This window comes from Acidovorax sp., from assembly GCF_021287135.1.
Lineage (GTDB): Bacteria > Pseudomonadota > Gammaproteobacteria > Burkholderiales > Burkholderiaceae_C > Acidovorax.
Window position 1 is genome coordinate 1 of record NZ_JAJTBB010000058.1, and the last position, 21,420, is coordinate 21,420.

The 21,420-nt window shown below is 69.5% G+C and carries 18 protein-coding genes and 2 pseudogenes; 9 read left to right on the forward strand and 11 right to left on the reverse strand.

All coding sequences use genetic code 11. The annotated features are described in order from the left end of the window. A pseudogene (locus tag LWW96_RS13735) lies at positions 1–183 on the reverse strand (hypothetical protein); the annotation flags it as partial. 111 nt (positions 184–294) lie between these two features. Further along, the gene (locus LWW96_RS13740; protein WP_291487899.1) at positions 295–1,233 is read right to left on the reverse strand and encodes a LysR family transcriptional regulator; all 939 of its coding nucleotides are present in this window, start codon (positions 1,231–1,233) and stop codon (positions 295–297) included. A gap of 101 nt (positions 1,234–1,334) precedes the next feature. On the opposite strand from LWW96_RS13740, the gene LWW96_RS13745 reads away from it, so the two are divergent. Continuing rightward, positions 1,335–1,667, forward strand: coding sequence for a nuclear transport factor 2 family protein (locus LWW96_RS13745; RefSeq protein ID WP_291487901.1), 333 nt, complete (start codon positions 1,335–1,337; stop codon positions 1,665–1,667). Beyond that, on the forward strand, positions 1,664–2,446 hold the full coding sequence (locus LWW96_RS13750) for an SDR family oxidoreductase (RefSeq protein WP_291487903.1): 783 nt from the start codon (positions 1,664–1,666) through the stop codon (positions 2,444–2,446). The genes LWW96_RS13745 and LWW96_RS13750 overlap by 4 nt, the downstream gene beginning before the upstream one ends. A gap of 19 nt (positions 2,447–2,465) precedes the next feature. Here LWW96_RS13750 and glcF read toward each other — a convergent pair. The 6 genes and pseudogenes from glcF to LWW96_RS13780 all read right to left on the reverse strand — a co-directional run bounded on the left by glcF (position 2,466) and on the right by LWW96_RS13780 (position 8,570). Continuing rightward, positions 2,466–3,703 (reverse strand): annotated as a pseudogene (glcF, locus tag LWW96_RS13755) (glycolate oxidase subunit GlcF). Positions 3,704–3,753: 50 nt separating this feature from the next. Then, positions 3,754–4,590: a YoaK family protein gene (locus LWW96_RS13760; RefSeq protein WP_291487905.1), complete on the reverse strand. Its 837-nt coding sequence runs from the start codon at positions 4,588–4,590 to the stop codon at positions 3,754–3,756. A gap of 49 nt (positions 4,591–4,639) precedes the next feature. Beyond that, on the reverse strand, positions 4,640–5,770 hold the full coding sequence (gene glcE, locus LWW96_RS13765; protein ID WP_291487907.1) for a glycolate oxidase subunit GlcE: 1,131 nt from the start codon (positions 5,768–5,770) through the stop codon (positions 4,640–4,642). 259 nt (positions 5,771–6,029) lie between these two features. Beyond that, the gene (gene amt / locus LWW96_RS13770) at positions 6,030–7,442 is read right to left on the reverse strand and encodes an ammonium transporter (RefSeq protein ID WP_291487909.1); all 1,413 of its coding nucleotides are present in this window, start codon (positions 7,440–7,442) and stop codon (positions 6,030–6,032) included. A 35-nt stretch (positions 7,443–7,477) separates the two neighbouring features. Continuing rightward, on the reverse strand, positions 7,478–7,816 hold the full coding sequence (gene glnK / locus LWW96_RS13775; protein ID WP_010466918.1) for a P-II family nitrogen regulator: 339 nt from the start codon (positions 7,814–7,816) through the stop codon (positions 7,478–7,480). A 43-nt stretch (positions 7,817–7,859) separates the two neighbouring features. Next, positions 7,860–8,570, reverse strand: a complete 711-nt coding sequence (locus tag LWW96_RS13780; protein WP_291487913.1) for a TorF family putative porin — start codon at positions 8,568–8,570, stop codon at positions 7,860–7,862. Between the two features lie 216 nt (positions 8,571–8,786). Between LWW96_RS13780 and LWW96_RS13785 the strand changes: the two genes are divergently transcribed. Together LWW96_RS13785 and LWW96_RS13790 are read left to right on the forward strand one after the other, a co-directional pair. Beyond that, positions 8,787–10,334, forward strand: a complete 1,548-nt coding sequence (locus LWW96_RS13785; protein WP_291487915.1) for a YifB family Mg chelatase-like AAA ATPase — start codon at positions 8,787–8,789, stop codon at positions 10,332–10,334. A 120-nt stretch (positions 10,335–10,454) separates the two neighbouring features. After that, a complete protein-coding gene (locus LWW96_RS13790) occupies positions 10,455–10,973 on the forward strand; it encodes a MarR family winged helix-turn-helix transcriptional regulator (protein WP_291487917.1) in 519 nt (172 codons plus the stop codon). Positions 10,974–11,031: 58 nt separating this feature from the next. Here the strand turns inward: LWW96_RS13790 and LWW96_RS13795 are convergent, their stop codons facing one another. From LWW96_RS13795 to LWW96_RS13805, 3 genes are all read right to left on the reverse strand, one after another. Continuing rightward, positions 11,032–12,609, reverse strand: a complete 1,578-nt coding sequence (locus LWW96_RS13795; protein WP_291487919.1) for an acyl CoA:acetate/3-ketoacid CoA transferase — start codon at positions 12,607–12,609, stop codon at positions 11,032–11,034. 233 nt (positions 12,610–12,842) lie between these two features. Continuing rightward, complete coding sequence (locus LWW96_RS13800) at positions 12,843–14,096, reverse strand: thiolase family protein (protein WP_291487922.1); 1,254 nt, start codon at positions 14,094–14,096, stop codon at positions 12,843–12,845. A gap of 2 nt (positions 14,097–14,098) precedes the next feature. Then, a complete protein-coding gene (locus LWW96_RS13805; protein ID WP_291487924.1) occupies positions 14,099–15,313 on the reverse strand; it encodes a thiolase family protein in 1,215 nt (404 codons plus the stop codon). Between the two features lie 160 nt (positions 15,314–15,473). Between LWW96_RS13805 and LWW96_RS13810 the strand changes: the two genes are divergently transcribed. The 5 genes from LWW96_RS13810 to LWW96_RS13830 all read left to right on the forward strand — a co-directional run. Next, a complete protein-coding gene (locus LWW96_RS13810) occupies positions 15,474–16,259 on the forward strand; it encodes a crotonase/enoyl-CoA hydratase family protein (RefSeq protein ID WP_291487925.1) in 786 nt (261 codons plus the stop codon). Between the two features lie 44 nt (positions 16,260–16,303). Continuing rightward, on the forward strand, positions 16,304–18,172 hold the full coding sequence (locus tag LWW96_RS13815; RefSeq protein WP_291487934.1) for a feruloyl-CoA synthase: 1,869 nt from the start codon (positions 16,304–16,306) through the stop codon (positions 18,170–18,172). Between the two features lie 33 nt (positions 18,173–18,205). Beyond that, positions 18,206–18,970 carry an SDR family NAD(P)-dependent oxidoreductase gene (locus LWW96_RS13820; RefSeq protein WP_291487927.1) on the forward strand — a complete coding sequence of 255 codons (765 nt, stop codon included), beginning with the start codon at positions 18,206–18,208 and terminating at the stop codon, positions 18,968–18,970. Positions 18,971–19,188: 218 nt separating this feature from the next. Further along, a complete protein-coding gene (locus LWW96_RS13825; RefSeq protein WP_291487929.1) occupies positions 19,189–20,178 on the forward strand; it encodes a Bug family tripartite tricarboxylate transporter substrate binding protein in 990 nt (329 codons plus the stop codon). 330 nt (positions 20,179–20,508) lie between these two features. Continuing rightward, positions 20,509–21,420 (forward strand): acyl-CoA dehydrogenase family protein (locus LWW96_RS13830; RefSeq protein WP_291487931.1); only part of this gene is annotated, 912 nt, incomplete at its 3' end.

Below are 21,420 nucleotides of genomic sequence, written 5' to 3' on the forward strand. Positions count from 1 at the left end.
ACCGCCCCGGCGGTCGCGGCCACTGCGCCGAGGGGCCTGGCTGGGGCGGGCGGCGGCGTCGCCGTCGCCTTCTGCGGCCGGTGTGGCGGCCGCGCTGCCATCCGCAAGCGCGGCGGCGGAGACATCGGCCGCCAAAGCGGGAGCGGGATGCAGGGATTCAGAAGCGATCACGGGTTCGGTCATGGCAAGGAAACGCGGTTGGGCGCAGGGGTGCGGTGATCAAAACCCGCCATCATGCCATCTTGGGCCGGGCGGGCCCGTCGGCGGCCCGGTGCGCCGGCCTGCGGCGCAGGCTCAACCGGCATCGATGAGTCCGGCACGCAACGGTGCGGCGGCCAGATCCCGGTCGAGCAGGCAATCGATGAAGGCGCGCAGGGCTGCGGGGCTGTGGCGGCGGTCGGGGTAGTACAGAAACAGGCCCGGACGCGTGATCGACCAGTCCGCAAGCACAGGCACGAGGCGCCCGTCCGCCACGCAGGCGTCGACGTGGTCGCGTTCGAAGGCGTAGGCGATGCCCAGCCCCTGCAGCGCGGCGGCGATGCCCGCCTCCGCATGGTTCGTGACCACGGGCCCGTCCACCACGACCTCCAGTTTGCGCCCCCTCTTCATGAACTCCCAGCGGTAGGGCGTCCCGTCGCTTTGCAGCCGCCACTGGATGCAGGCATGGTGGCCCAGGTCTGCGGGCGACCGGGGCGTTCCCCGGCGCGCGAGGTACTCCGGCGAAGCCACGGCCACCATCGGCACGTCGGGCGTCAGGCGCACGGCCACCATGTCCTTTTCGAGCCGCCCGCCCACGCGAATGCCCGCGTCGAAACGACCCGCGACGATATCGGTCAAGCCGTCGTCCACCACCAGGTCCAGCACCACGTCCGGATGCGCGCGGTGGAAGCGGCCCAGCCGCGGCATCACCACCTGGCGCGCGGCCATGCCCAAGGTGTTGATGCGCAAGGTGCCCCGGAGCTGCCCCGTCGCCGCGCTGGCCTCGGCCACGGCGTCCAGCATTTCCTTGAGCAGCGGGGCCAGGCGCGCATGCAGTTGGGCTCCCGCCGCCGTGGGCGCAACGCTGCGGGTAGTACGGTTCAGCAGCCGCACCCCCAGCCGCGCTTCCAGGTGGCGGATGGTCTGGCTCAGCGCGGAGGGCGACAACCCCAGGTGCTCGGCCGCCCGGGCAAAGCTGCCCCGCTCCACCACGGTGGCAAAGGCTTTCAACTCAGCAAACTCGGCGCCGCGCATTGTGTATTGTTTTCTACATAAGCTGTTTAAATCATAGGTTATTCACTAAATGGTTTCGGCGCCGCATCCTTGGGGCTCTGTTGCAACCAAGGAGTGAACCCATGACCCCACTGACGCTTCCCGAACCCCTCGCGGCCTTTTTTGCAGCGCAGGGGCAGGCCCCGGGCGCCCTCGCCGGGTGTTTCACCGCCGATGGCGTCGTCCAGGACGAAGGCCAGACGTACCAAGGGCGCGAGGCCATCGCGGCCTGGCATGCGCGGGCGCGCGCCCAAACCTCGTTTGTATCCACGCCCCACACGCTGGAACGGCAGGGCGCCGCGGACGTGATCGTTACCAGCCGGGTGGAGGGCAACTTCCCCGGCAGCCCGGTGGACCTGCGCTACCGGTTCCGCATGGCCGGCGGCCTGATCGCCGCCCTGGAGGTCGCGCCATGAGCTTCGATCTCCAGCTCCACGGCCTGCGGGCACTGGTCACGGGAGGCACCAAAGGCATCGGCGCGGCCGTCGTTCAGCGCCTGCACGATGCGGGCGCGCAAGTGATGACCGCCGCCCGCTCGGCACCTGCACATCCCGTCGGCACGGTGGTCTATGTGCCCGCCGATCTGACGTCGGCCAGCGGCGCCGCCGCAGTCGCCCAGGCTGCGCTGGACCGATGGGGCGGCCTCGACATCCTGGTGCATGTGCTTGGCGGCTCCAGCGCGCCCGCTGGCGGGTTTGAAGCGCTGGACGATGCAGCGTGGGCCAACGCACTCAACCACAATCTGCTGGCCGCAGTGCGGCTCGACCGGGCTCTGCTGCCGTCGATGCGGCGGCAAGGCTCGGGTGTGGTGGTGCATGTCAGCTCGATCCAGCGGCTGCTCCCGTTGCCGGAATCCACCACGGCCTACGCTGCCGCCAAGGCCGCCCTGTCCACCTACAGCAAGGCGTTGTCAAAAGAATTGGCGCCCCAGGGCGTGCGGGTGCTGAGCGTCGCGCCCGGTTGGGTGGAAACAGAAGCCTCCGTCGCGCTGGCCGAACGGCTGGCTGCACAGGCGGGCACCGACATCGAGGGCGGCCGGCGCCTCATCATGCAGTCGCTGGGCGGCATCCCCCTGGGCCGGCCCGCCACGCCGCTGGAAGTGGCCGACCTGATTGCGTTTCTGGTCTCGCCCCGCGCCGGTTCCCTGACGGGCGCGGAATACCGGATCGACGGGGGCACGGTGCCGACCGTGTAGCCCCGCGCCGGGCACACGCTCAGGGCCGTAGCGCTTCGTCCAGCACTTCAATCCAGTGCCGCACCGGCGTGGCCGTGCCGCTTTGCAAATGGGTGATGCAGCCGATGTTGGCCGACAGGATCACGTCGGGCGGCTGCTCGCCAAACGCCTCGCCCAGCGCGCCCAGCTTGCGGTCGCGCAGCGGGGTGGCCAGCTCGGGGTGGAGGACCGAATAGGTGCCTGCGGAGCCGCAGCACAGATGCGCTTCGCTCTGCGCGGTGCGCAGGCGAAAGCCCAGCTGGTTCAAATGCAGCTCCACGCCGCCGCGCAGCTTCTGGCCGTGCTGCAGCGTGCAGGGCGGGTGGTAGGCGTAGAGCGTGTCGGGCCGCTGCACGCGGCCCTGCAGCCGGGCAGCAGGTCCGGCAGCAGTTCCGACAGGTCGCGCGTGAGGGCGCTGATGCGCGCGGCCCGCTCGGCGTACTGCGCGTCGTGCGTCAGGAGGTGGCCGTACTCCTTGACGGTGACGCCGCAGCCCGAGGCGTTCATGACGATGGCTTCCACGCCGCCGGCCTCCACCAGCGGCCACCAGGCGTCGATGTTGGCCCGCATCTGGGCCATGCCGCCGTCCTGGTCGTTGAGGTGGAACTTCACGGCACCGCAGCAGCCCGCCTGGGGCGGCACCACGGTCTCTATGCCCACGGCGTCCAGCACGCGGGCGGTGGCGGTGTTGATGTTCGGCATCATGGCCGGCTGCACGCAGCCCGCCAGCATCAGCACTTTGCGCGCGTGCGGGCGCGCAGGCCAGGCGCCGGCCGCGCGGGGCGTTGGCACCTTGGCCTGGAGCGACGCGGGCAGCAGGCCGCGCACGGCCTGGCCGGCCTTTATGGCGGGCGTGAACAGGGGCGAGGGCACGCCTTCCTTGAGCGCCCAGCGCAGGGCCTTCTCGCCCAGGGGCCGCGGCACTTTCTCGTCGACGATCTTGCGGCCGATGTCCACCAGGTGGCCGTACTGCACGCCGCTGGGGCAGGTGCTTTCGCAGTTGCGGCAGGTCAGGCAGCGGTCCAGGTGCAGCTGCGTGGCGCGCGTGGGCTCGGCGCCTTCGAGCACCTGCTTGATGAGGTAGATGCGGCCGCGCGGGCCGTCCAGCTCGTCGCCCAGCAGCTGGTAGGTGGGGCAGGTGGCGGTGCAAAAGCCGCAGTGCACGCACTTGCGCAGGATGGCTTCGGCCTCGCGGCCCTCGGGGCGCGCGGCGTATTCGGGGGCGAGTTGGGTCTGCATGGTGCGTGGAGGATCGGAAACGGAGAAGGCAGCCGGGCCGGGCCGCGGGGTCAACGGGGCGCTTGCGCGTCGGCCCCGCGCTCGGCGGGGGCAGCGGGCGCGGGCGGCACCGGCGCGGCCGCCGCGGAGCCCCGCTGCAACAGCAACTGGCGCAGGCGTTCGCGGTCGGTCCACAGCGGCGGCAGGGACAGGCCCAGCAGCACCAGCGCCAGCGGCACCACGAACACGAAGCCGACGTGCTTGAAGCCCGCCGCCCCCACCAGGCCGCCGGCAAAGAACATCCCCACCAGCCCCGCGAACAGGCGCAGGCGCTCGCGGTTGGCGCGCACCTGCTGTTCGGGTGCCACGCCCTGGCGGTTCCAGTACAGCATCTTGCCCATCTCGATGCCCAGGTCGGTGACCACGCCGGTCATGTGCGTGGTGCGGATCTGCGCCGACGACATCTTGGTCACCACGGCGTTCTGCAGCCCCATCAGGTAGGCCAGCACCAGCACCGTGAGCGGCACCGCGAACGGCGTGCGCCAGCCCAGGGTGATGGCGCCCATCAGCCCGAAGAGCAGCATCAGCGCGGCCTCGATCAGCAGCGGCAGGGCATAGGTGCTGCGCAGATGGTGGTGGCGCGCCCAATTGACCAGGATGGCCGTGCTGCCCGCCCCCGACATGAAGGCCCACAGCGCCCCGACCGCGCCGAGCGCGAGCTTCATGTTGCCCAGCACCAGGTTGTCGGCCAGCGACGAGAGGAAGCCCGTCATGTGCGAGGTGTACATGTGCACCACCAGAAAGCCCCCCGCGTTCACTGCGCCGGCGTTGAAGGCCAGCAGCAGGCCCAGCGTGCGGTTGCCGGCGATGGTTCGGCGGTGGCCGGTGAGGTGCAGGAGGCGTCGCATGCGTGAACGGTTCAGAAACGGGGAAAAACGGGAGAACGGCCGGGCGTGCCTACCAGCCGCTCGCCATGCGGCCGGGATTGAAGATCCCTGCAGGGTCGAAACGCTGCTTCAGACGTGCATGGATCTGCTCCAGCGCACCGGATGGCAGGACCCAGGGGCTTTGCGCGTCCCGCGCCCCCTCGTCCGCAGCCCGGAAAATCGTAGCGCTTCCGCCGGCCGCGCGTGCGGCGGCGCGCAGGGCGTCCCCCGCGTCGGCGGGGGCTTGCACCCAGCGCAGCGCGCCGTGCCATTCCACCAGCGGCTGTGCGCCGCCGGGCAGCGCCAGCACCGGCGCCGCGGCCGGCACGGACAGGCGCCACAGCGCGTGGCCCGGGTGTTCCGCGCGGGCCAGGAACCAGGGCAGGGTCTGTTCGCGGCAGGCGGCCCAGTCGGCCTGCACGCTGGCTTGGTCCGCCATGCGCGTGCCGCCCAGGGTGCGGCAGGCGGCTTCCACCGCGGCGGCGGCGCCGCGCAGCCGCACATACAAGGTGCCCTGCCCGGTGCCGGGCACCCAGCAGCTGGCGTTGAGCGGGAGCGGGCGGCCGCCCCACGCCTGCAGGCTGCGCAAGGCCTCGGCCTGAGGCATGTCGTCAAACCGCAGCGTGGCTTCGCCCGGGGCCACGGGCAGCACCTTGAGGCTGACCTCGGCCAGCAGGCCCAGCGTGCCCCACGCCCCGGCCATCAGGCGTGACACGTCGTAGCCGGCCACGTTCTTCATGACCTGGCCGCCAAACTGCAGCACCTCGCCGCGGCCGTTGACGAGCGTGGTGCCCAGCACGTAGTCGCGCACCGCCCCCGCGCTGGCCCGCGCGGGGCCCGACAGGCCCGCCGCGACCATGCCGCCCACGGTGGCGTGGCCGCCGCCCTCGCGGGCGAAATGGGGCGGCTCGAACGGCAGGCACTGCCCGCGCCCGGCCAGCGCGGCCTCCAGGTCGGCCAGCGGCGTGCCCGCACGCACGGTGACGACCAGCTCGCTGGGCTCGTAGGCCACGATGCCCTGCAGGGCGCGGGTGTCGAGCACGTCGCCGTGCAGCGCCCGCCCGTGGAAATCCTTGGTCCCCCCGCCCCGGATGCGCAACGGGGTCTGGTCGGCGGCGGCGGCGCGCACGCGCTCGGCAATCTGGGCAAGGGCGAGATCCATCCGTGCATCGTACCGGCAGCCGCGGCCCGCGCCGCCGGCAGGGAGCGTGAATTTTTCAAACACGGCGCGTGAAGCGCGGCCCCGGCGGGGACTCCTGCCGCCCGGCCCGGGCCAGCCCCCACGCGTTGGCGCCGCCCGCCCGACGTAAAAAAACCCGCCCTGTCGGGGGCGGGTTGCGGAACCTTGGGAGTAACTCGCGCTTGTTCTTGTTGCACGCTGCGGCGCCACCAGACACCGCAGCGCGTGGGGGACCGGCAGGTCAGCGGTTGTACGCCGTCTCGCCGTGCGAAGTGATGTCCAGGCCTTCGCGCTCGGCTTCTTCCGCAACGCGCAGGCCCACCAGCAGATCGGCGATCTTGTAGGCGATGAACGCCACCACGCCAGACCACACGATGGTGAAGAGCACGCTCTTGACCTGGATCCACACTTGCGCACCCATCGCGAACGTGTCGGGGGTCAGGCCACCCGTGCCGCCCAGGCCCTGCGCCGCGAACACGCCGGTCAGGATGGCACCCAGGATGCCGCCCACGCCGTGCACGCCGAACACGTCAAACGCATCGTCAACGTTGAGCAGGCGCTTGAGGCCACCCACGCCCCACAGGCAGACCACACCGGCGATCAGGCCCATCACGATGGAGCCCATGGGGCCCACGAAGCCAGCGGCCGGGGTGACGGCCACCAGGCCGGCCACGGCGCCGGAGGCTGCGCCCAGCATCGAGGCCTTGCCCTTGTGCAGCGCTTCGCCAGAGATCCACGACAGCGTGGCGGCCGCGGTGGCCAGCACGGTGTTCACGAAAGCCAGGCCGGCGTTGGCGTTGGCGGCACCGGCCGAGCCGGCGTTGAAGCCGAACCAGCCCACCCACAGCAGCGAAGCACCCACCATGGTCAGCGTCAGGCTGTGCGGCGCCATGGCTTCCTTGCCGTAGCCAATGCGCTTGCCCACCATGTAGGCGCCCACCAGGCCAGCAACACCGGCGTTGATGTGCACCACGGTGCCGCCCGCAAAGTCCAGAGCGCCATCAGCACCCAGCAGGCCGCCGCCCCACACGATGTGGGCCATGGGCACGTAGCTGAAGGTGAACCACAGCACGGAGAACAGCAGCACGGCGGAGAACTTGATGCGCTCGGCAAACGAGCCCACGATCAGCGCCACGGTGATGGCCGCGAACGTGCCCTGGAACGCGAAGAACACGTATTCGGGGATCGTCGTCAGCGCGCCGAAGGTCTCCTGCGTCACGCCCTTGAGGAAGATCTTGTCGAAGCCCCCGAAGAACTTGCCCTCGCCCGAGAACGCCAGGCTGTAGCCGTAGATGGCCCACAGCAGGGAGATCAGCGAGAAGATCACGAAGACCTGCACCAGCACGGACAGCATGTTCTTGCTGCGGCCCAGGCCGCCGTAGAACAGGGCCAGGCCCGGGATGGTCATGAGGATCACCAGCAGCGTGGAGGTCAGCATCCAGGCGGTGTCACCCGAGTCGACCTTGGGTGCCGGTGCGGGTGCGGCAGCGGGCGCGGCTTCGGAGGCTGCGGCTGCCGGCGCGGCGGCTGCCGGCGCGGCCGCCTCGGCGGGCGCCGATGCGGCGGCCTCCGGGGCCGGCGTCTGGGCCAGGGAGAGGTTGCCCAGGGTCAGCAGTCCCAGCCCCAGGATGAAGGAAGCAAGCAGTTTTTTCATGGCGTTTCTCTTCTTGGATGCAATGCGGCCGGCCCTTACAGGGCTTCCTTGCCGGTTTCGCCAGTGCGGATGCGCACCACCTGCTCCAGGTGGGTCACGAAAATCTTGCCGTCGCCGATCTTGCCGGTGCGGGCCGCGCTTTCGATCGATTCGATCACGCGGTCCACCAGGTCGTCGGCCACGGCGGCCTCGATCTTCACCTTGGGCAGGAAGTCGACCACGTACTCCGCGCCGCGGTACAGCTCGGTGTGGCCCTTTTGCCGGCCAAAGCCCTTGACCTCGGTCACCGTGATGCCTTGCACGCCGATGTCGGAGAGGGCTTCGCGCACCTCGTCCAGCTTGAAGGGCTTGATGATGGCTGTCACCATTTTCATTGGAAGGTCCTCCTATGCGGGCGCCGCGGGCGCCCACTGCGATTTACAGGGTTTTCGTGAGCGTCAAGATCAGGCGCGACTTGTTGACGGGGCCGTAGTACGCCTTCTTGGTGGCGCCCACCACGGCCGCGCTCAGGGACACGCCCGAGCCGAAGTCATACGCGCCGCCCAGGCTGTAGTCCATGAAGTTCGGTGCCGTGATGTCGCCACCGAAGCGCGTGAAGCCGACCGCCGCCTTGAGCGTGATGCTGGGGGCCACTTCCTGGGCAAAGGCCAGGTTCAGGTAGCCGGTGTTGCGGCCCTTCAGGCCGGGGCCGGCGTAGGCGAAGTAGTCCTTGGACAGGGTGTGCGAGTACTTGGCGGTGACGGGGCCGAAGGTGGCCGCGCCGTACACCTCGGTGGTGTTGCCGGCGCTGTTGCCGGGGTAGATGTAGGTCAGCAGGCCCACGTCCAGGTCGGCGCCGCCGGCCTTGAACTTGTAGCCGCCGTACAGGTCGGACTCCAGCGAGTTGCCGGAGAGCCAGTCCACGCTGGAGTTCCAGTTGCCCACATACCAGCCGCTTTCGCCGAAGGCGTAGTCGAAACCGCCCTGCAGCGCCGGCTTCACGGCCTTGGCCTTGGACGTGTCCTGGTCCTGGCCGCGGAACTTGTAGTTCGTGGTCAGGCTGACGTTGCCGGTGAGCTGGGCGCTGGCCAGCACGGGAAGGGTTGCAACGAGGGCGACGCCCAGGGTCTTGATGATGGCGCGGTTCATATGTTTCCTCCGGTGGGACAAAGTAGGGACATGCGGCTCCAAGCACGGACCGTGCCACGCGCCGGTACGCCACGACCCTGGCTGTTGCGCCGCGTTACAACGATCCCCGGTACAGTGACAGGGACAGGCCTGCCGCAATGCACCCTATTGGTGCAATACCCGGGCCGCCCGCACTAAAACAACAGCCGCCGCACCCAACTGGGGAGAAACCGTTTCATGAGTCTTGCTTTGGTGCAAAGCCGCGCCCTTCTGGGGCTGCAGGCGCCTGCCGTTACCGTCGAAGTGCACCTGGCCAACGGCCTGCCCAGCTTTACCCTGGTCGGCCTGGCCGACGTGGAAGTGAAGGAGGCGCGCGAGCGGGTGCGCTCGGCGCTGCAGAACGCAGGGCTGGAGTTCCCCCACAACAAGCGCATCACCGTGAACCTGGCTCCGGCCGACCTGCCCAAGGACTCCGGCCGGTTTGACCTGCCCATCGCCCTGGGCATCCTGGCCGCCAGCGGCCAGGTGGATGCCGCCCGGCTGGCAGGCTACGAGTTTGCGGGCGAGCTGTCACTGTCGGGCGAGCTGCGCCCCGTGCGCGGCGCCCTGGCCACCAGCCTGGCCCTGCAGAGCCAGCAGGTGGACGTGGCGCTGGTGCTGCCCCCGGGCAGCGCCGAGGAAGCCGCCCTGGTGCCCAGCGCGCGCGTGGTGCGGGCGCGGCACCTGCTGGACGTGGTGCGCGCCTTCCTGCCGCCCGGCAGCCAGGCCGGCCCCGACGCAGGCGGCGAGGTCGGCGACGGCTGGACACGCCTGCAGCCCACGCCGCTGGCCGCCACCGGCGCCGGCCCCGACATGGCCGACGTGAAAGGCCAGGCCACCGCCAAGCGCGCGCTGGAGATTGCGGCGGCCGGCGCCCACAGCGTGCTGATGGCAGGCCCGCCCGGCTCGGGCAAGTCGATGCTGGCGCTGCGCTTTGCCGGGCTGCTGCCGGCCATGACGGTGGACGAGGCCCTGCAAAGCGCGGCCGTGGCCAGCCTGGCCGGGCGCTTCCAGCCCGCGGCCTTTGGCGTGCGCCCGACCGGGGCGCCGCACCACACGGCCAGCGCCGTGGCCCTGGTGGGCGGCGGCTCGCCGCCCCGGCCCGGCGAGATCTCGCTGGCCCACAACGGCGTGCTGTTCCTGGACGAGCTGCCCGAGTTCCCCCGCGCCGCGCTGGAGGCGCTGCGCGAGCCGCTGGAGACGGGCCACATCACCATTGCCCGGGCGGCCCAGCGCGCAGATTTCCCGGCGCGCTTTCAGCTGGTGGCCGCGATGAACCCCTGCCCCTGCGGCTTTCTGGGCTCCAGCCAGCGCGCCTGCCGCTGCACGCCCGACCAGATCCACCGCTACCAGGCCAAGCTCAGCGGCCCGCTGCTGGACCGCATCGACCTCCACGTGGAAGTGCCCGCCCTGCCGGCCGACCAGCTGGTGCAGGCCCCCGCCGGCGAGGCGACGGCCACCATCCGCGCCCGGGTGGAGGCGGCCCGCGCCCGCGCCGTGCAGCGCCAGGGCAAGGCCAACCAGGCGCTGCAGGGCCAGGAAATCGACACCCACCTGCACCTGGAGGACGCGGCCGCCAAGTTCCTCAACACGGCCGCCGCGCGCCTGGGCTGGTCGGCCCGCAGCACGCACCGGGCGCTGAAGGTGGCCCGCACCATCGCCGACCTGGCCGCCAGCGACACCACGCAGGTCGGCCACGTGGCGGAAGCCGTGCAGTACCGGCGCGTGCTGCGGCAATCCCCATGACCGGCGAGCTATAAAAATGATAGCTTGCCGCGCTTGCTGCACAAGCGCTGCAGGCTGATTTTCATCAAACCCATCGCAACACGCCGCCGCAAGCCGCAGGCGGCCCGGCACAATCAGCCCATGTCTTCCACCAGTGTCCGCCCCCGCAAAAAGCCCCAAGGCACCACAGCCCCTTTCAGCGCGCCGCCCGCCCAGGGCGTGGAGACGGTGGACACCGGCTTCCTGCGCACGCTGGTGGGCTACAACTCGCGGCGCGCGTCGCTGGCCATCATCGAGGTCTTCATGGAGCGCATGGCCGTGTACGACCTGAAGGTGGTGGACTTCTCGGTGCTGTCGCTGGTGGCACACAACCCCGGCATCACGTCGCGCCAGCTGTGCGCCACGCTGGGCGTGCTGCCGCCCAACCTGGTGGGCCTGATCGCAGGGCTGGAAAAGCGCGGCCTGATCGAGCGCCGCCCCCACCCCAGCGATGGCCGCGCCATGGGCGTGCACCTGACCGCTGCGGGCGCGGACCTCACGGCCCAGGCCGAGCACACGGCCGCGCAGCTGGAGGTGGATGCCACGGCGCGGCTGACGGGTGCGGAGCGCAAGACGCTGATCCGGCTGCTGCAGAAGATTTATCTGCCCGGGTCGGCATAAGGCCCAGAAAAGGAAAAGGGGCGCCTGTCGCGCCCCCTTGCCGTGCGTGCCGCTTGCCTCAGACCGCGTGGGCCGCCGCCTTGGCCGCCAGGGCCGCAGCCAAGCCGCCCCACTGCTCCTGGAACAGGCCTGGGTCCATGGTCTTCACGTCGCGCATCAGGGGCTTGAAGCCCATGTGCGCCAGCACGTCGCGTTCCAGGTCGATGCCGGGCGCAATCTCGATCAGCTCCAGCCCCTCGGTGGTCAGGTGGAACACCGCGCGCTCGGTGACGAAGAGCACGTTCTGCTCGCGCTTCGCCGCATCCAGCCCGTTGAAGGTGATCTGCTCGACCTTCTCGATAAACTTGCGCGAGCGGCCTTCCTTGACAATTTCGAGCCGTCCGTCGCCCACCTTCACCTCCAGCCCGCCGGCCGTGAAGGTGCCGCAGAACACCAGGTTCTTGGTGGAGCGCGTGATGTTCACAAAACCGCCGCAGCCCACGGGCCGGCCGTTGAACTTGCTCACGTTCACGTTGCCGTGGTTGTCGGCCTGCGCCAGGCCCAGGAAGCTCGCGTCGAGCCCGCCGCCGTCGTAAAAGTCGAACTGCAGCGACTGCTCGATGATCGCGTCGGCGTTGTAGGCCGTGCCGAAGTCGCCCAGCTGCGCGGGGATGCCGCCGGTGATGCCGCTTTCCACGCTCAGCGTGAACTGGTCGGAGACGCCCTCTTCCGCCGCCACCGAGGGCACGCCGGCCGGGATGCCGATGCCCAGGTTGGTGACGGCCCCGCGCTTGAGCTCCATGGCCGTGCGGCGCGCAATCACCTTGCGCTCGTCCAGCGGCATGGGCTCCAGCGTGTGCAGCGGCACGCGCACGTCGCCGGCCAGGGCCGGGTTGAACTGCGTGCTGATGGTCTGCATGTGGTTCTCGGGCTGGCTGACCACCACGTAGTCCACCGACACGCCCGGCACCTTGACCGACTTGGGGTGCAGGCTGCCCGCCTTGACGATGCGCTCCACCTGCGCGATCACGATGCCGCCGCAGGCCTTGGCCGCGTGGGCGATGTTGATCTGCTCCAGCAGCACGCCTTCCTTGTCCAGCGTGAGGTTGCCGTTCTCGTCGGCCAGCGTGCCGCGGATGATGGCCACGTCGATCTTGGGCGAGGGGTAGAACAGCCACTCCTCGCCGTTGAATTCGACCAGCTTGACCAGGTCTTCGGTGGACTTGCTGTTGAGCTTGCCGCCTTCGATGCGCGGGTCCACGAACGTGCCCAGGCCCACCTTGGTCAGCAGCCCCGGGCTGCGGCTGGCGATGTGGCGCGTGAGGTGCGACAGGCTGCCCTGCGGGAAGTTGTAGGCCTCCACCTCGCCGTCAAACACCATCTTCATCATCTCGGCGCCGGTCTGGCCGAAGTGGCCGGCCACGGTGCGCTTGATCATGCCGGGGTGGGCAAAGTGAACCATGCCCGCGTCCTTGCTGTTGCCGATGGCGCCGCAGGCCCAGGTGGTCACGCTGCGGGGGTGGCCGGTTTCCAGGAAGTTTTTCTCGACGCCCTTGAGCACTTCCTCCGGCAGGCTGGAGACGGCCAGGCCGCCCAGGAAGATGGTGGCGTTGTCGGGGATCAGGGCGCCAGCTTCGGCGGCGGTGATGATTTTCATGGTGGCCTTGGATTGAATACTATTGTTTCGATAGCTGCCAGCGCTTACTGCGTATGCGCTAGAGCCCTATTTGATTCAAATAATGAAGGTGTGAATGGGTCCGGCGTGTCCGAGCGGGCCGCACAAGCGTGCGCCACCTAGGCGCGAAGCGCAGCCATAGCTCGGGCTATGGCGAGCATTCGCAACGACGATGGCGTGCGCTTTTGCGGGACGAGCGGGCATGGCGGACTCGTTCACACCTTCTCAGTGTTTTCGATGAGCAGCGCAATGCCCTGGCCGCCGCCAATGCAGGCTCCGGCAATGCCGTAGCGCAGGCCGCGGCGGCGCAGCTCGCGCGCCAGGGTCACCGTCAGGCGCACGCCGGTGGCGGCCAGCGGGTGGCCCAGGGCAATGGCGCCGCCGTTCACGTTGAGCTTGTTCAGGTCCAGCCCCAGCTCGCGCCCCACGGCCAAGGTCTGCGCGCCCTGGGCTTCGTTGATTTCAAAGAGGCCGATGTCCTGAAGCGTGAGGCCGGTGCGCGCCAGCAGCGCGCGGATGGCCGGGGCCGGGCCGATGCCCATGGTCTCGGGCGCCACGCCCACGGCCGCCACGCCGCGCAGGCGGGCCAGGGGTTTCAGGCCGCGCTGCTGCACATAGGCATCGCTCGCCACCACGGCGCCGGCTGCACCATCGACCAGGGCCGAGCTGTTGCCGGCGGTCTGCACGCCACCGGGGTACACGGTGCGCAGCGCGGCCAGCGCCTCGACGGGCGAAGGGCGCGGGTGCGTGTCGCGGTCCAGCTGCGCCACCTTGCGCGGCAGCGTGATGCCGCGGGTGGCGTAGCCTTCCAGCGCAAACTTTTCGCTGGTCACGGGCACGATCTCGCCGGCCAGGAAGCCGTCTTCCTGCGCCTTGAGTGCGCGGGCGAAGGACTGCGAAGCGTAGGCGTCCACGTCCTCGCGGGTGATGCCGTACTTCTTGGCCAGGTTCTCGGCGGTCTCGATCATCGTCACCGGGCCTGCGGTGTCGATCAGCGCTTCCATCAGGAAGTCCTTGAACTCCACCGGCGCGCCCAGCTTGAAGCCGGTGCGGTGCGTGTAGGCCGCAATCGGGTTGCGCGTCATGGACTCGGTGCCCACCACCAGCGCCACGTCGGTGTAGCCCAGCGCGATCTGGTCGGCCGCCTGGCGGAACAGCTCGAAGCCCGTGCCGCAGATGCGCGCCACCAGGATGGCCGGCACGTCTTGCGGCACGCCCGCATACAGGCCGATGTGGCGCGGCAGCACGTAGGCGTCAAAGTCGGCCTGCGCCATGGAGCCGGTGATGACCGAGCCCACATCGGCGGCGGGCACGCCGCTCTTCTCCAGCACGGCGCGCGCCACCTTGATGCCCAGGTCGGTGGGGGAGACATGGCCCAGGGCGCCGCAATAGTCCACCATGGGCGTGCGCACGCCGTCCACGAGCCAGGCGTTCAGGGGGGCGGAAAAGGAGTGGGTTGCTGCGGTCATGTTCAGGCCTTGGAAGTGTTTTTGCTGTCGGTCACGCGGATCACCGTGGCGTAGCCCGTGTCGCCCGCCGCGCAGCCGGTGAACAGCCCCACGCCGCCGCCGCGCAGCACCAGCTCTTCGATCAGCTCGATGATGGCGCGCAGGCCGGTGGGCGCCTGCGGGTGGCCCCAGATGATGGAGCTGCCGTAGTTGTTCATGCGCTCCCAGGCAAAGCCGGTGTCGCGCGCCAGGGCGATGTCGTTCACGGCAAAGGGGTTGTGCGTCTTGATGGCGGCCACGTCGCCGGTGGACAGGCCGGCGTTCTTGAGCGCGCTGAAGGTGGCAGGCGACGGTGCCATGGGCATGTAGCCCGCCTCCACGCGCGCCATGCCAAAGCCCAGGATCTCGACCTCGATGCCGGGGTCCGTGGCCACGGCGCGGGCGCGCTCGCGGCTGGTGACGATGGCGCCCGCGTTGCCGTCGGCGGGGTGGGTCTGGCCGCCAAACGTGACGGTGCCGCCCTCCTTCACCGGCTTGAGCTTGGCCAGGCCCTCGGCGGTGGTGGGGAAGATGCCTTCGTCGGCGCTCAGCGTGCCGGTCTGCTTGCGGAACTTGGAGTCGGTGACGGGCACGTCGGCCATGTAGCGCTTCTGGAAGGCGCGGTCGTTGGCAAGCGCCTCCTGGTACTGGTGGTAGCGGTGCAGCTTGAGCGCGTGCTGCTCTTCGGTGGTGATGCCGTAGCGCGCCGCCACGTTCTCGCCGGTCTGCAGCATAGGGTTCTTGGCGTAGGGGTCGTGGCCCATGTTGTCGGGCACCCAGTGCTCGGTGATGCCGTAGCCGCCCGTGCCGCTCGAATCGGGGTAGTAGACCACCGGGCCGTTGGACTGGCGGTCGGCCATCACCAGCAGTGCGCTGGTGGCCGTGCCGCAGGCCACTTCCTGCGCGGCCATCTGCAGCGCGCGCACGCTGGTGGCGCAGGCCTGCTGCACCGTGGGGCCGGCCACGCGGTCGATGCCCATCATCCCGGTCACCCACGGCAGGCCGTAGAAGCTGCCCTTTTGCGGGTTGGTGATGCCCAGGATGGCCAGGTCCACGGCCGACAGGTCGTAGCCGCGCGCGGTGAGCGCCTGCTTGCCCACGGCGGCGGCCAGCGGCAGCGCGTTGAGGTTGGCCAGCGTGCCCTGCCACTTGGCAAAGGGCGACGACCAGTAGATACCGTAGGGAATGAAGGCGTTCATGGCAGGTCCTTGGGGGCGGTTGCGCTGTATTTTAGTTATTTATCATAACCAAATGAACGCACACGAAAGCTAGGGAAAGCCCCTACCAAAGAACGCCTTCGCGGCCTTGTTTTAGTTATTTTCAATAACCATAATTTGAGCAACCTCAATGCCACACACCATGACCCAATCCCCCGACATTTCCCTGGAAATCCGCGGCGAACGCGAGGAAATCGCGGTCATCCGCCTCACCCGTCCCGCCAAGCGCAACGCGCTGAACGACGGCCTGATCCTCGCGCTGCGCGATGTGATGGAGCGCCTGCCGGCCAGCGTGGGCGCGGCCGTGATCGACGGCAAGGGCGAGCACTTCTGCTCGGGCCTGGACCTGTCGGAGCTGAAGGAGCGCGATGCCGGCCAGGGCCTGCACCACTCGCGCATGTGGCATGCCGCGCTGGACCGCGTGCAGTTCGGCCCCGTGCCCGTGGTGGCCGCGCTGCACGGCGCCGTGGTGGGCGGCGGGCTGGAGCTGGCGAGCAGCTGCCACATCCGCGTGGCCGACGAGACCACCTTCTACGCGCTGCCCGAAGGCTCGCGCGGCATCTTCGTGGGCGGCGGCGGGGCGGTGCGCATTCCGCGCCTGATCGGCACGGCCCGCATGACCGACATGATGATGACCGGCCGCGTCTACAACGCCGTGGACGGCGAGCGCGTGGGCTTTGCCCAGTACCTGGTGCCCACGGGCACGGCCTTCGACAAGGCCTTCGAGCTGGCCCAGCGCATTGCGCAGAACGCGCCGCTCACCAACTACGCGCTGATGCACGCCCTGCCGCGCATTGCCGAGCAGCCCGCCGACCAGGGCCTGATGGCCGAAGCCATGATGGCCGCCATCGCCCAGAGCGCGCCCGAGGCCAAAGCCCGCGTGCGCGCCTTCCTGGACGGCAAGGCCGCCAAGGTCAAGAAGGCCTGACCATGCGAGCCCCCCACCGCGCCAGTGAGTTCCTGAAAGCACCCATGATGGCAACCGACTCCACCCCCCGCTTCCGGCCGCTGCGCTTTGGCGTGACCGACGTCACCACCCGGCCCGGCGACCATGGCGTGCTCTACGTGCGCGCCACGCAGGACCTGCAGCCCCACCCCGTGCGGCTGACCGACCGCCTGGCGCACTGGGCCGCCACTACGCCCGAGCGCACCTGGATGGCACAGCGCGTGCGCAACGCCGACGGCAGCCTGGGGGACTGGCGCCACATCAGCTACCGCGAGGCGTGGGCATCCGCGCGCCGCATTGCCCAGGCGCTGCTGGACCGCAACCTGAGCGCCGACCGCCCCGTGGTCATGCTCAGCGAAAACGACCTGGAGCACGCCCTGCTGTCGCTGGGCTGCCTGGTGGCGGGCGTGCCGCAGTGCACGGTGTCGGCCGCCTACTCCACCGTGAGCAAGGACTACGACAAGCTGCGCCATGCCGTGAACACCCTCACGCCCGGGCTGGTGTTTGCCAGCAGCGCCGAGCGTTTTGGCCCCGCCATCGAGGCCACGGTGGGCGCCGACGTGGAGGTGGCGCTGATCGAAGGCACGCTGCCCGGCCGCAGCACCACGCCGTTCAGCGCGCTGCTGGGCACCGAGCCCACGCCCGCCGTGGACGCCGCGCACGCCGCCATCACGCGGGACAGCATCGCCAAGTTCATGTTCACCTCGGGCTCCACCAAGTCGCCCAAGGCCGTGATCATCACCCACGGCATGTGGACGGCCAACCTGCAGCAGATGAACCAGTCCATGCCGGTGCTGACCGAGGAAGACCTGGTGCTGGTGGACTGGCTGCCCTGGAACCACACCTTTGGCGGCAACCACAACTTCGGCATCGTCATCTACAACGGCGGCACGCTGTACCTGGACGAAGGCCGCCCCACGCCCGCCGGCATGGCCGAGACCATCCGCAACCTGCGCGAGATCGCGCCCACGGTGTACTTCAACGTGCCCACGGGCTTCGAGGTGATCGCGCACACCATGAAGACCGACGCCCAACTGCGCAAGAACCTGCTCAGCCGCGTGAAGATGTTCTTCTTTGCCGCCGCCGCGCTGTCGCAGCCCATCTGGGACGCGCTGTTCGAGGTGGCCGAGCAGGAGGTGGGCGAGCGCATCGTGATGAACACCGGCCTGGGCATGACGGAAGGCTGCCCCTTCTGCCTGGCCGTGAACAGCCCGTTTGTGCAGGCTGGCGATATTGGCGTGCCCACGCCGGGGCTGGAGCTGAAGCTGGTGCCCATCGACGGCAAGACCGAAGTGCGCTACCGCGGCCCCAACATCACGCAAGGCTACTGGCGCAACGCCGAGGCCACGCGCGAGGCGTTTGACGAGGAAGGCTTCTACTGCTCGGGCGACGCCGTGAAGTGGATCGACGAGAACGACCTGAACCGGGGCCTGAAGTTCGACGGCCGCATTGCCGAGGACTTCAAGCTCTCCACCGGCACGTTCGTGAGCGTGGGACCCATGCGCGCCAAGATCATCGCGGCGTGCGCGCCCTATGTGCAGGACGCGGTCATCACCGGCATCAACCTCAAGGAAGTGGGCGCGCTGCTGATCCCCACGCCGCACGCACGCACCCTGGCGGGCCTGCCAGACGACGCCAGCCTGCAACAGGTGCTGGAGAGCGCCCCCGTGCAGCAGCATTTCCAGAACGTGCTCAACCAACTGGCCGCCCAGGCCACCGGCAGCGCCACCCGCGTGGCCCGCATGCACCTGATGGCCGCGCCCCCGTCGCTGGACAAGGGCGAGATCACCGACAAGGGCTCCATCAACCAGCGCGCCGTGCTCAAGCACCGCGCGAGCCTGGTGGAAGCCATGCACGAAGGCCAACTGCCCTTCACCCTCGTGCCCCAGCAATGAACTGAACTGAACGACTACCCAAGGACAAGCACCATGCAGATTCAAGGACAAGCCGCCCTCGTGACCGGCGGCGCATCGGGCCTCGGCGAAGCCACCGCGCGCGCACTGGCCGCCCAGGGCGCCAAAGTAGCGGTGCTGGACCGCAACGCCGAGCTGGCGGAAAAGGTCGCAGCCGACATCGGCGGCGTGGCCTGCCCCTGCGACATCACCGACCCCGCCAGCGTGCAGGCCGCCATCGACAAGGCCGCTGCCGCCCACGGCCCCGCGCGCATCCTGATGAACGTGGCCGGCATCGGCAGCGCCAAGCGCGTGGTGCAGCGCGACGGCAGCGCCGCGCCGCTGGAAGACTTCGTGCGCGTGGTCAACATCAACCTGATCGGCACGTACAACGTGAGCCGCCTGTTTGCCGCCGCCTGCAGCAAGCTGCCCGTGCTGGACAACGGCGAGCGCGGCGTGATGCTGTTCACCGCGTCCGTCGCCGCCTTTGACGGCCAGGTGGGCCAGCAGGCCTACAGCGCGTCCAAGGCGGGCCTGGCCGGCATGACGCTGCCCATGGCACGCGACCTGGCCCAGCACGCGATCCGCGTGTGCACCGTGGCGCCGGGCCTGTTTGCCACGCCGCTGATGAAGGAGCTGCCCGAGGCCGTGCAGCAGTCGCTGGCCGCGAGCATCCCGTTTCCGCCACGCCTGGGCAAACCCGAAGAGTTTGCCGAGCTGGCCTGCCATATCGTGACGAACGGGCACCTGAATGGCGAGGTGATTCGCCTGGACGGCGCCCTGCGCATGGCACCACGGTAATGCACCCCCTGAGTCGCTTCGCGCCTTCCCCCTCTCCTGCGGGAGGGGGACGCCACCCGTGGCCTGGCAAAGCCAGTTCCACGGTGGCACTGGCTTGCGCAGCGCCCGTTTGAAGCGCCTCAGGAAATGAGTCGCCATTCGCCAGATAACAAGAGAGCGTGCAAGCGCCCCCGTTTTAGTTCTTGAGAGTTCCGTCAGACACAACCAGGAGACACACCATGACCATCACCCGCCGTCAACTCGTAAAAGCCTTGGGCGCCAGCGCCGCGCTGGGCGCCCTGCATCCCTTTGCCGCCCATGCCCAGGTGGACCAGGTGAAAGTGCTGTTCGGCTTCCCGGCCGGCAGCTCGGGCGACACGGTGGCGCGCCGCGTGGCCGAGAAGTGGGCCGGCAGCGCGTTCAGCAAGAACGCCGGCGTGGTGGAGAACAAGCCCGGCGCGGGCGGCCGGATTGCGCTGGAGACGCTGAAGGCCGCCCCGGCCGACGGCTCCGTGCTGGCGCTGGCGCAGGTGTCGGCCCTGGCCAACTACCCGCACATCTACAGCAAGATGAACTACACCGACAAGGACTTCGCGCCCGTGTCGATCGCGGCCATCATGCACCACGGCCTGGCCGTGGGCCCCATGGTGCCCGCCAGCGTGAAGACGGTGAAGGACTTCCTGGCCTGGGCCAAGGCCAACCCCAAGGACGCCAGCTACGGCTCGCCCGGCGCGGGTTCCACCCCCCACTTCCTGGGCGCGCTCCTGGGCATCAACAGCGGCGTGGAGCTGCGCCATGTGCCCTACCGCGGCTCCATCCCCGGCGTGACGGACGTGGTGGGCGGGCAGATCGCCGCCATGGTCACGCCGCACGGTGACTTCATCGCCAATTACAAGGCCGGCAAGCTGCGCATCCTGGCCACCTCGGGCCCCAAGCGCTCCATCTACGTGCCCGACGTGCCCACGTTTGCCGAGCAGGGCTTCCCCGAGCTGACCACGGAAGAATGGTTCGGCTTCTACGCCCCGGCCGCCACGCCCAAGCCGGTGATTGCTGCCGCCAACGCCGCCATCAATGCCGCGCTGAAGGAAAAGTCCGTCATCGACAGCCTGGCCATCGTGGGCCTGATGCCCCACGGCTCCACGCCCGAAGAGCAGGCGCGCTGGCAGAAGGCCGAGTACGACACCTGGGGCCCGCTGATCAAGAAGATCGGGTTCACGGCAGAGTCCTAGAGAGCCCCCCCTGAGGCGCGTCGCGCCTTCACCCCCTCTCTCACGCTGGCGCGTGGGAGGGGGGACGCCGCCAGCGCGGCGGGGCGGCCCTTGCGCGGCGGCCCTCGCCTGGGGCGCGCCGGTATCGGCGGGCGGAGGGCGGCGCGGCACAACCGGCTCCGGGCGCCCCCGCCGTTCGGGCTGAGCCTGTCGAAGCCGTGGCGCGCTGCCCGCGCACCGTTTGATACGCCCGGACCGGCGCTCCGCCAACGGTTTTCCAAAAATTCCAATAAAAACAGCCTCCAGCGCTTATCCAACAAGCGCAAACAGCTATCAAAACAAGAGCATCCCATGCCCGCACGCGACTCCCTTGCCGACATCCAGTTCCTGCTGACCGAGGTGCTCCGCGCCCCAGCGCAGTGGCAGGCGCTTGCGCCGTTTGCCGACACCGATGGCGGGCTTGCGGCGCAGGTGCTGGACGAGGCGGCCAAGTTTGTCGACACCGCCGTGGCCCCGCTACAGCGCACGGGCGACGAGGTGGGTTGCCGGTTTGAGGCAGGCACCGTGACCACGCCCCCCGGCTTCCGCGACGCCTACCAGGCCTTCTGGCAAGGCGGCTGGCCGTCGCTGTCTTGCGCGCCAGACGATGGCGGCCAGGGCCTGCCAGCAGTGCTGGAGTGTGTGCTGTTTGAATGGCTGGCCGGTGCCAACCACGGCTGGACCATGGCCCCCGGCCTGCTGCACGGCGCGTACGAGTGCATCAAACACCACGCCAGCGACGCGCTGAAAGCGCAGTACCTGGAGAAGGTGGCCACCGGCGAATGGCTGGCCACCATGTGCCTGACCGAAGCCCACGCGGGCAGCGACCTGGGAATGGTGCGCACGCGGGGCACCCCGCAGCCGGACGGCAGCGCGCGGGTGAACGGCAGCAAGATCTTCATCTCCGGCGGCGAGCACGACCTGACGGACAACATCGTGCACCTGGTGCTGGCGCGCCTGCCCGATGCACCGGCGGGGCCCAAGGGGCTGTCGCTGTTCCTGGTGCCCAAGGTGCTGCCAAACGCTGAGAGGCCGGACGGCCTGGGCACCCGCAATGCCGTGGTCTGCGAACGCATTGAAGAGAAGATGGGCCTGCACGGCAGCCCCACCTGCGTGATGCGCTTTGACGATGCCACCGGCTGGCTGGTGGGCGAGCCGAACAAGGGCCTCGCCGCCATGTTCGTGATGATGAACGCCGCCCGCCTGCATGTGGGCCTGCAAGGC

Bases quoted from the DNA above. Each gene is read 5' to 3' on its own strand.
- LWW96_RS13750 (WP_291487903.1), top strand. From the start codon at position 1,664: ATGAGCTTCGATCTCCAGCTCCACGGCCTGCGGGCACTGGTCACGGGA.
- LWW96_RS13790 (WP_291487917.1), top strand. From the start codon at position 10,455: ATGTCTTCCACCAGTGTCCGCCCCCGCAAAAAGCCCCAAGGCACCACA.
- LWW96_RS13785 (WP_291487915.1), top strand. From the start codon at position 8,787: ATGAGTCTTGCTTTGGTGCAAAGCCGCGCCCTTCTGGGGCTGCAGGCG.
- LWW96_RS13800 (WP_291487922.1), bottom strand. From the start codon at position 14,096: ATGACCGCAGCAACCCACTCCTTTTCCGCCCCCCTGAACGCCTGGCTC.
- amt (WP_291487909.1), bottom strand. From the start codon at position 7,442: ATGAAAAAACTGCTTGCTTCCTTCATCCTGGGGCTGGGACTGCTGACC.
- glcE (WP_291487907.1), bottom strand. From the start codon at position 5,770: ATGGATCTCGCCCTTGCCCAGATTGCCGAGCGCGTGCGCGCCGCCGCC.
- LWW96_RS13780 (WP_291487913.1), bottom strand. From the start codon at position 8,570: ATGAACCGCGCCATCATCAAGACCCTGGGCGTCGCCCTCGTTGCAACC.
- LWW96_RS13810 (WP_291487925.1), top strand. From the start codon at position 15,474: ATGACCCAATCCCCCGACATTTCCCTGGAAATCCGCGGCGAACGCGAG.
- LWW96_RS13740 (WP_291487899.1), bottom strand. From the start codon at position 1,233: ATGCGCGGCGCCGAGTTTGCTGAGTTGAAAGCCTTTGCCACCGTGGTG.
- LWW96_RS13825 (WP_291487929.1), top strand. From the start codon at position 19,189: ATGACCATCACCCGCCGTCAACTCGTAAAAGCCTTGGGCGCCAGCGCC.
- glnK (WP_010466918.1), bottom strand. From the start codon at position 7,816: ATGAAAATGGTGACAGCCATCATCAAGCCCTTCAAGCTGGACGAGGTG.
- LWW96_RS13815 (WP_291487934.1), top strand. From the start codon at position 16,304: ATGATGGCAACCGACTCCACCCCCCGCTTCCGGCCGCTGCGCTTTGGC.
- LWW96_RS13805 (WP_291487924.1), bottom strand. From the start codon at position 15,313: ATGAACGCCTTCATTCCCTACGGTATCTACTGGTCGTCGCCCTTTGCC.
- LWW96_RS13760 (WP_291487905.1), bottom strand. From the start codon at position 4,590: ATGCGACGCCTCCTGCACCTCACCGGCCACCGCCGAACCATCGCCGGC.
- LWW96_RS13820 (WP_291487927.1), top strand. From the start codon at position 18,206: ATGCAGATTCAAGGACAAGCCGCCCTCGTGACCGGCGGCGCATCGGGC.
- LWW96_RS13745 (WP_291487901.1), top strand. From the start codon at position 1,335: ATGACCCCACTGACGCTTCCCGAACCCCTCGCGGCCTTTTTTGCAGCG.
- LWW96_RS13795 (WP_291487919.1), bottom strand. From the start codon at position 12,609: ATGAAAATCATCACCGCCGCCGAAGCTGGCGCCCTGATCCCCGACAAC.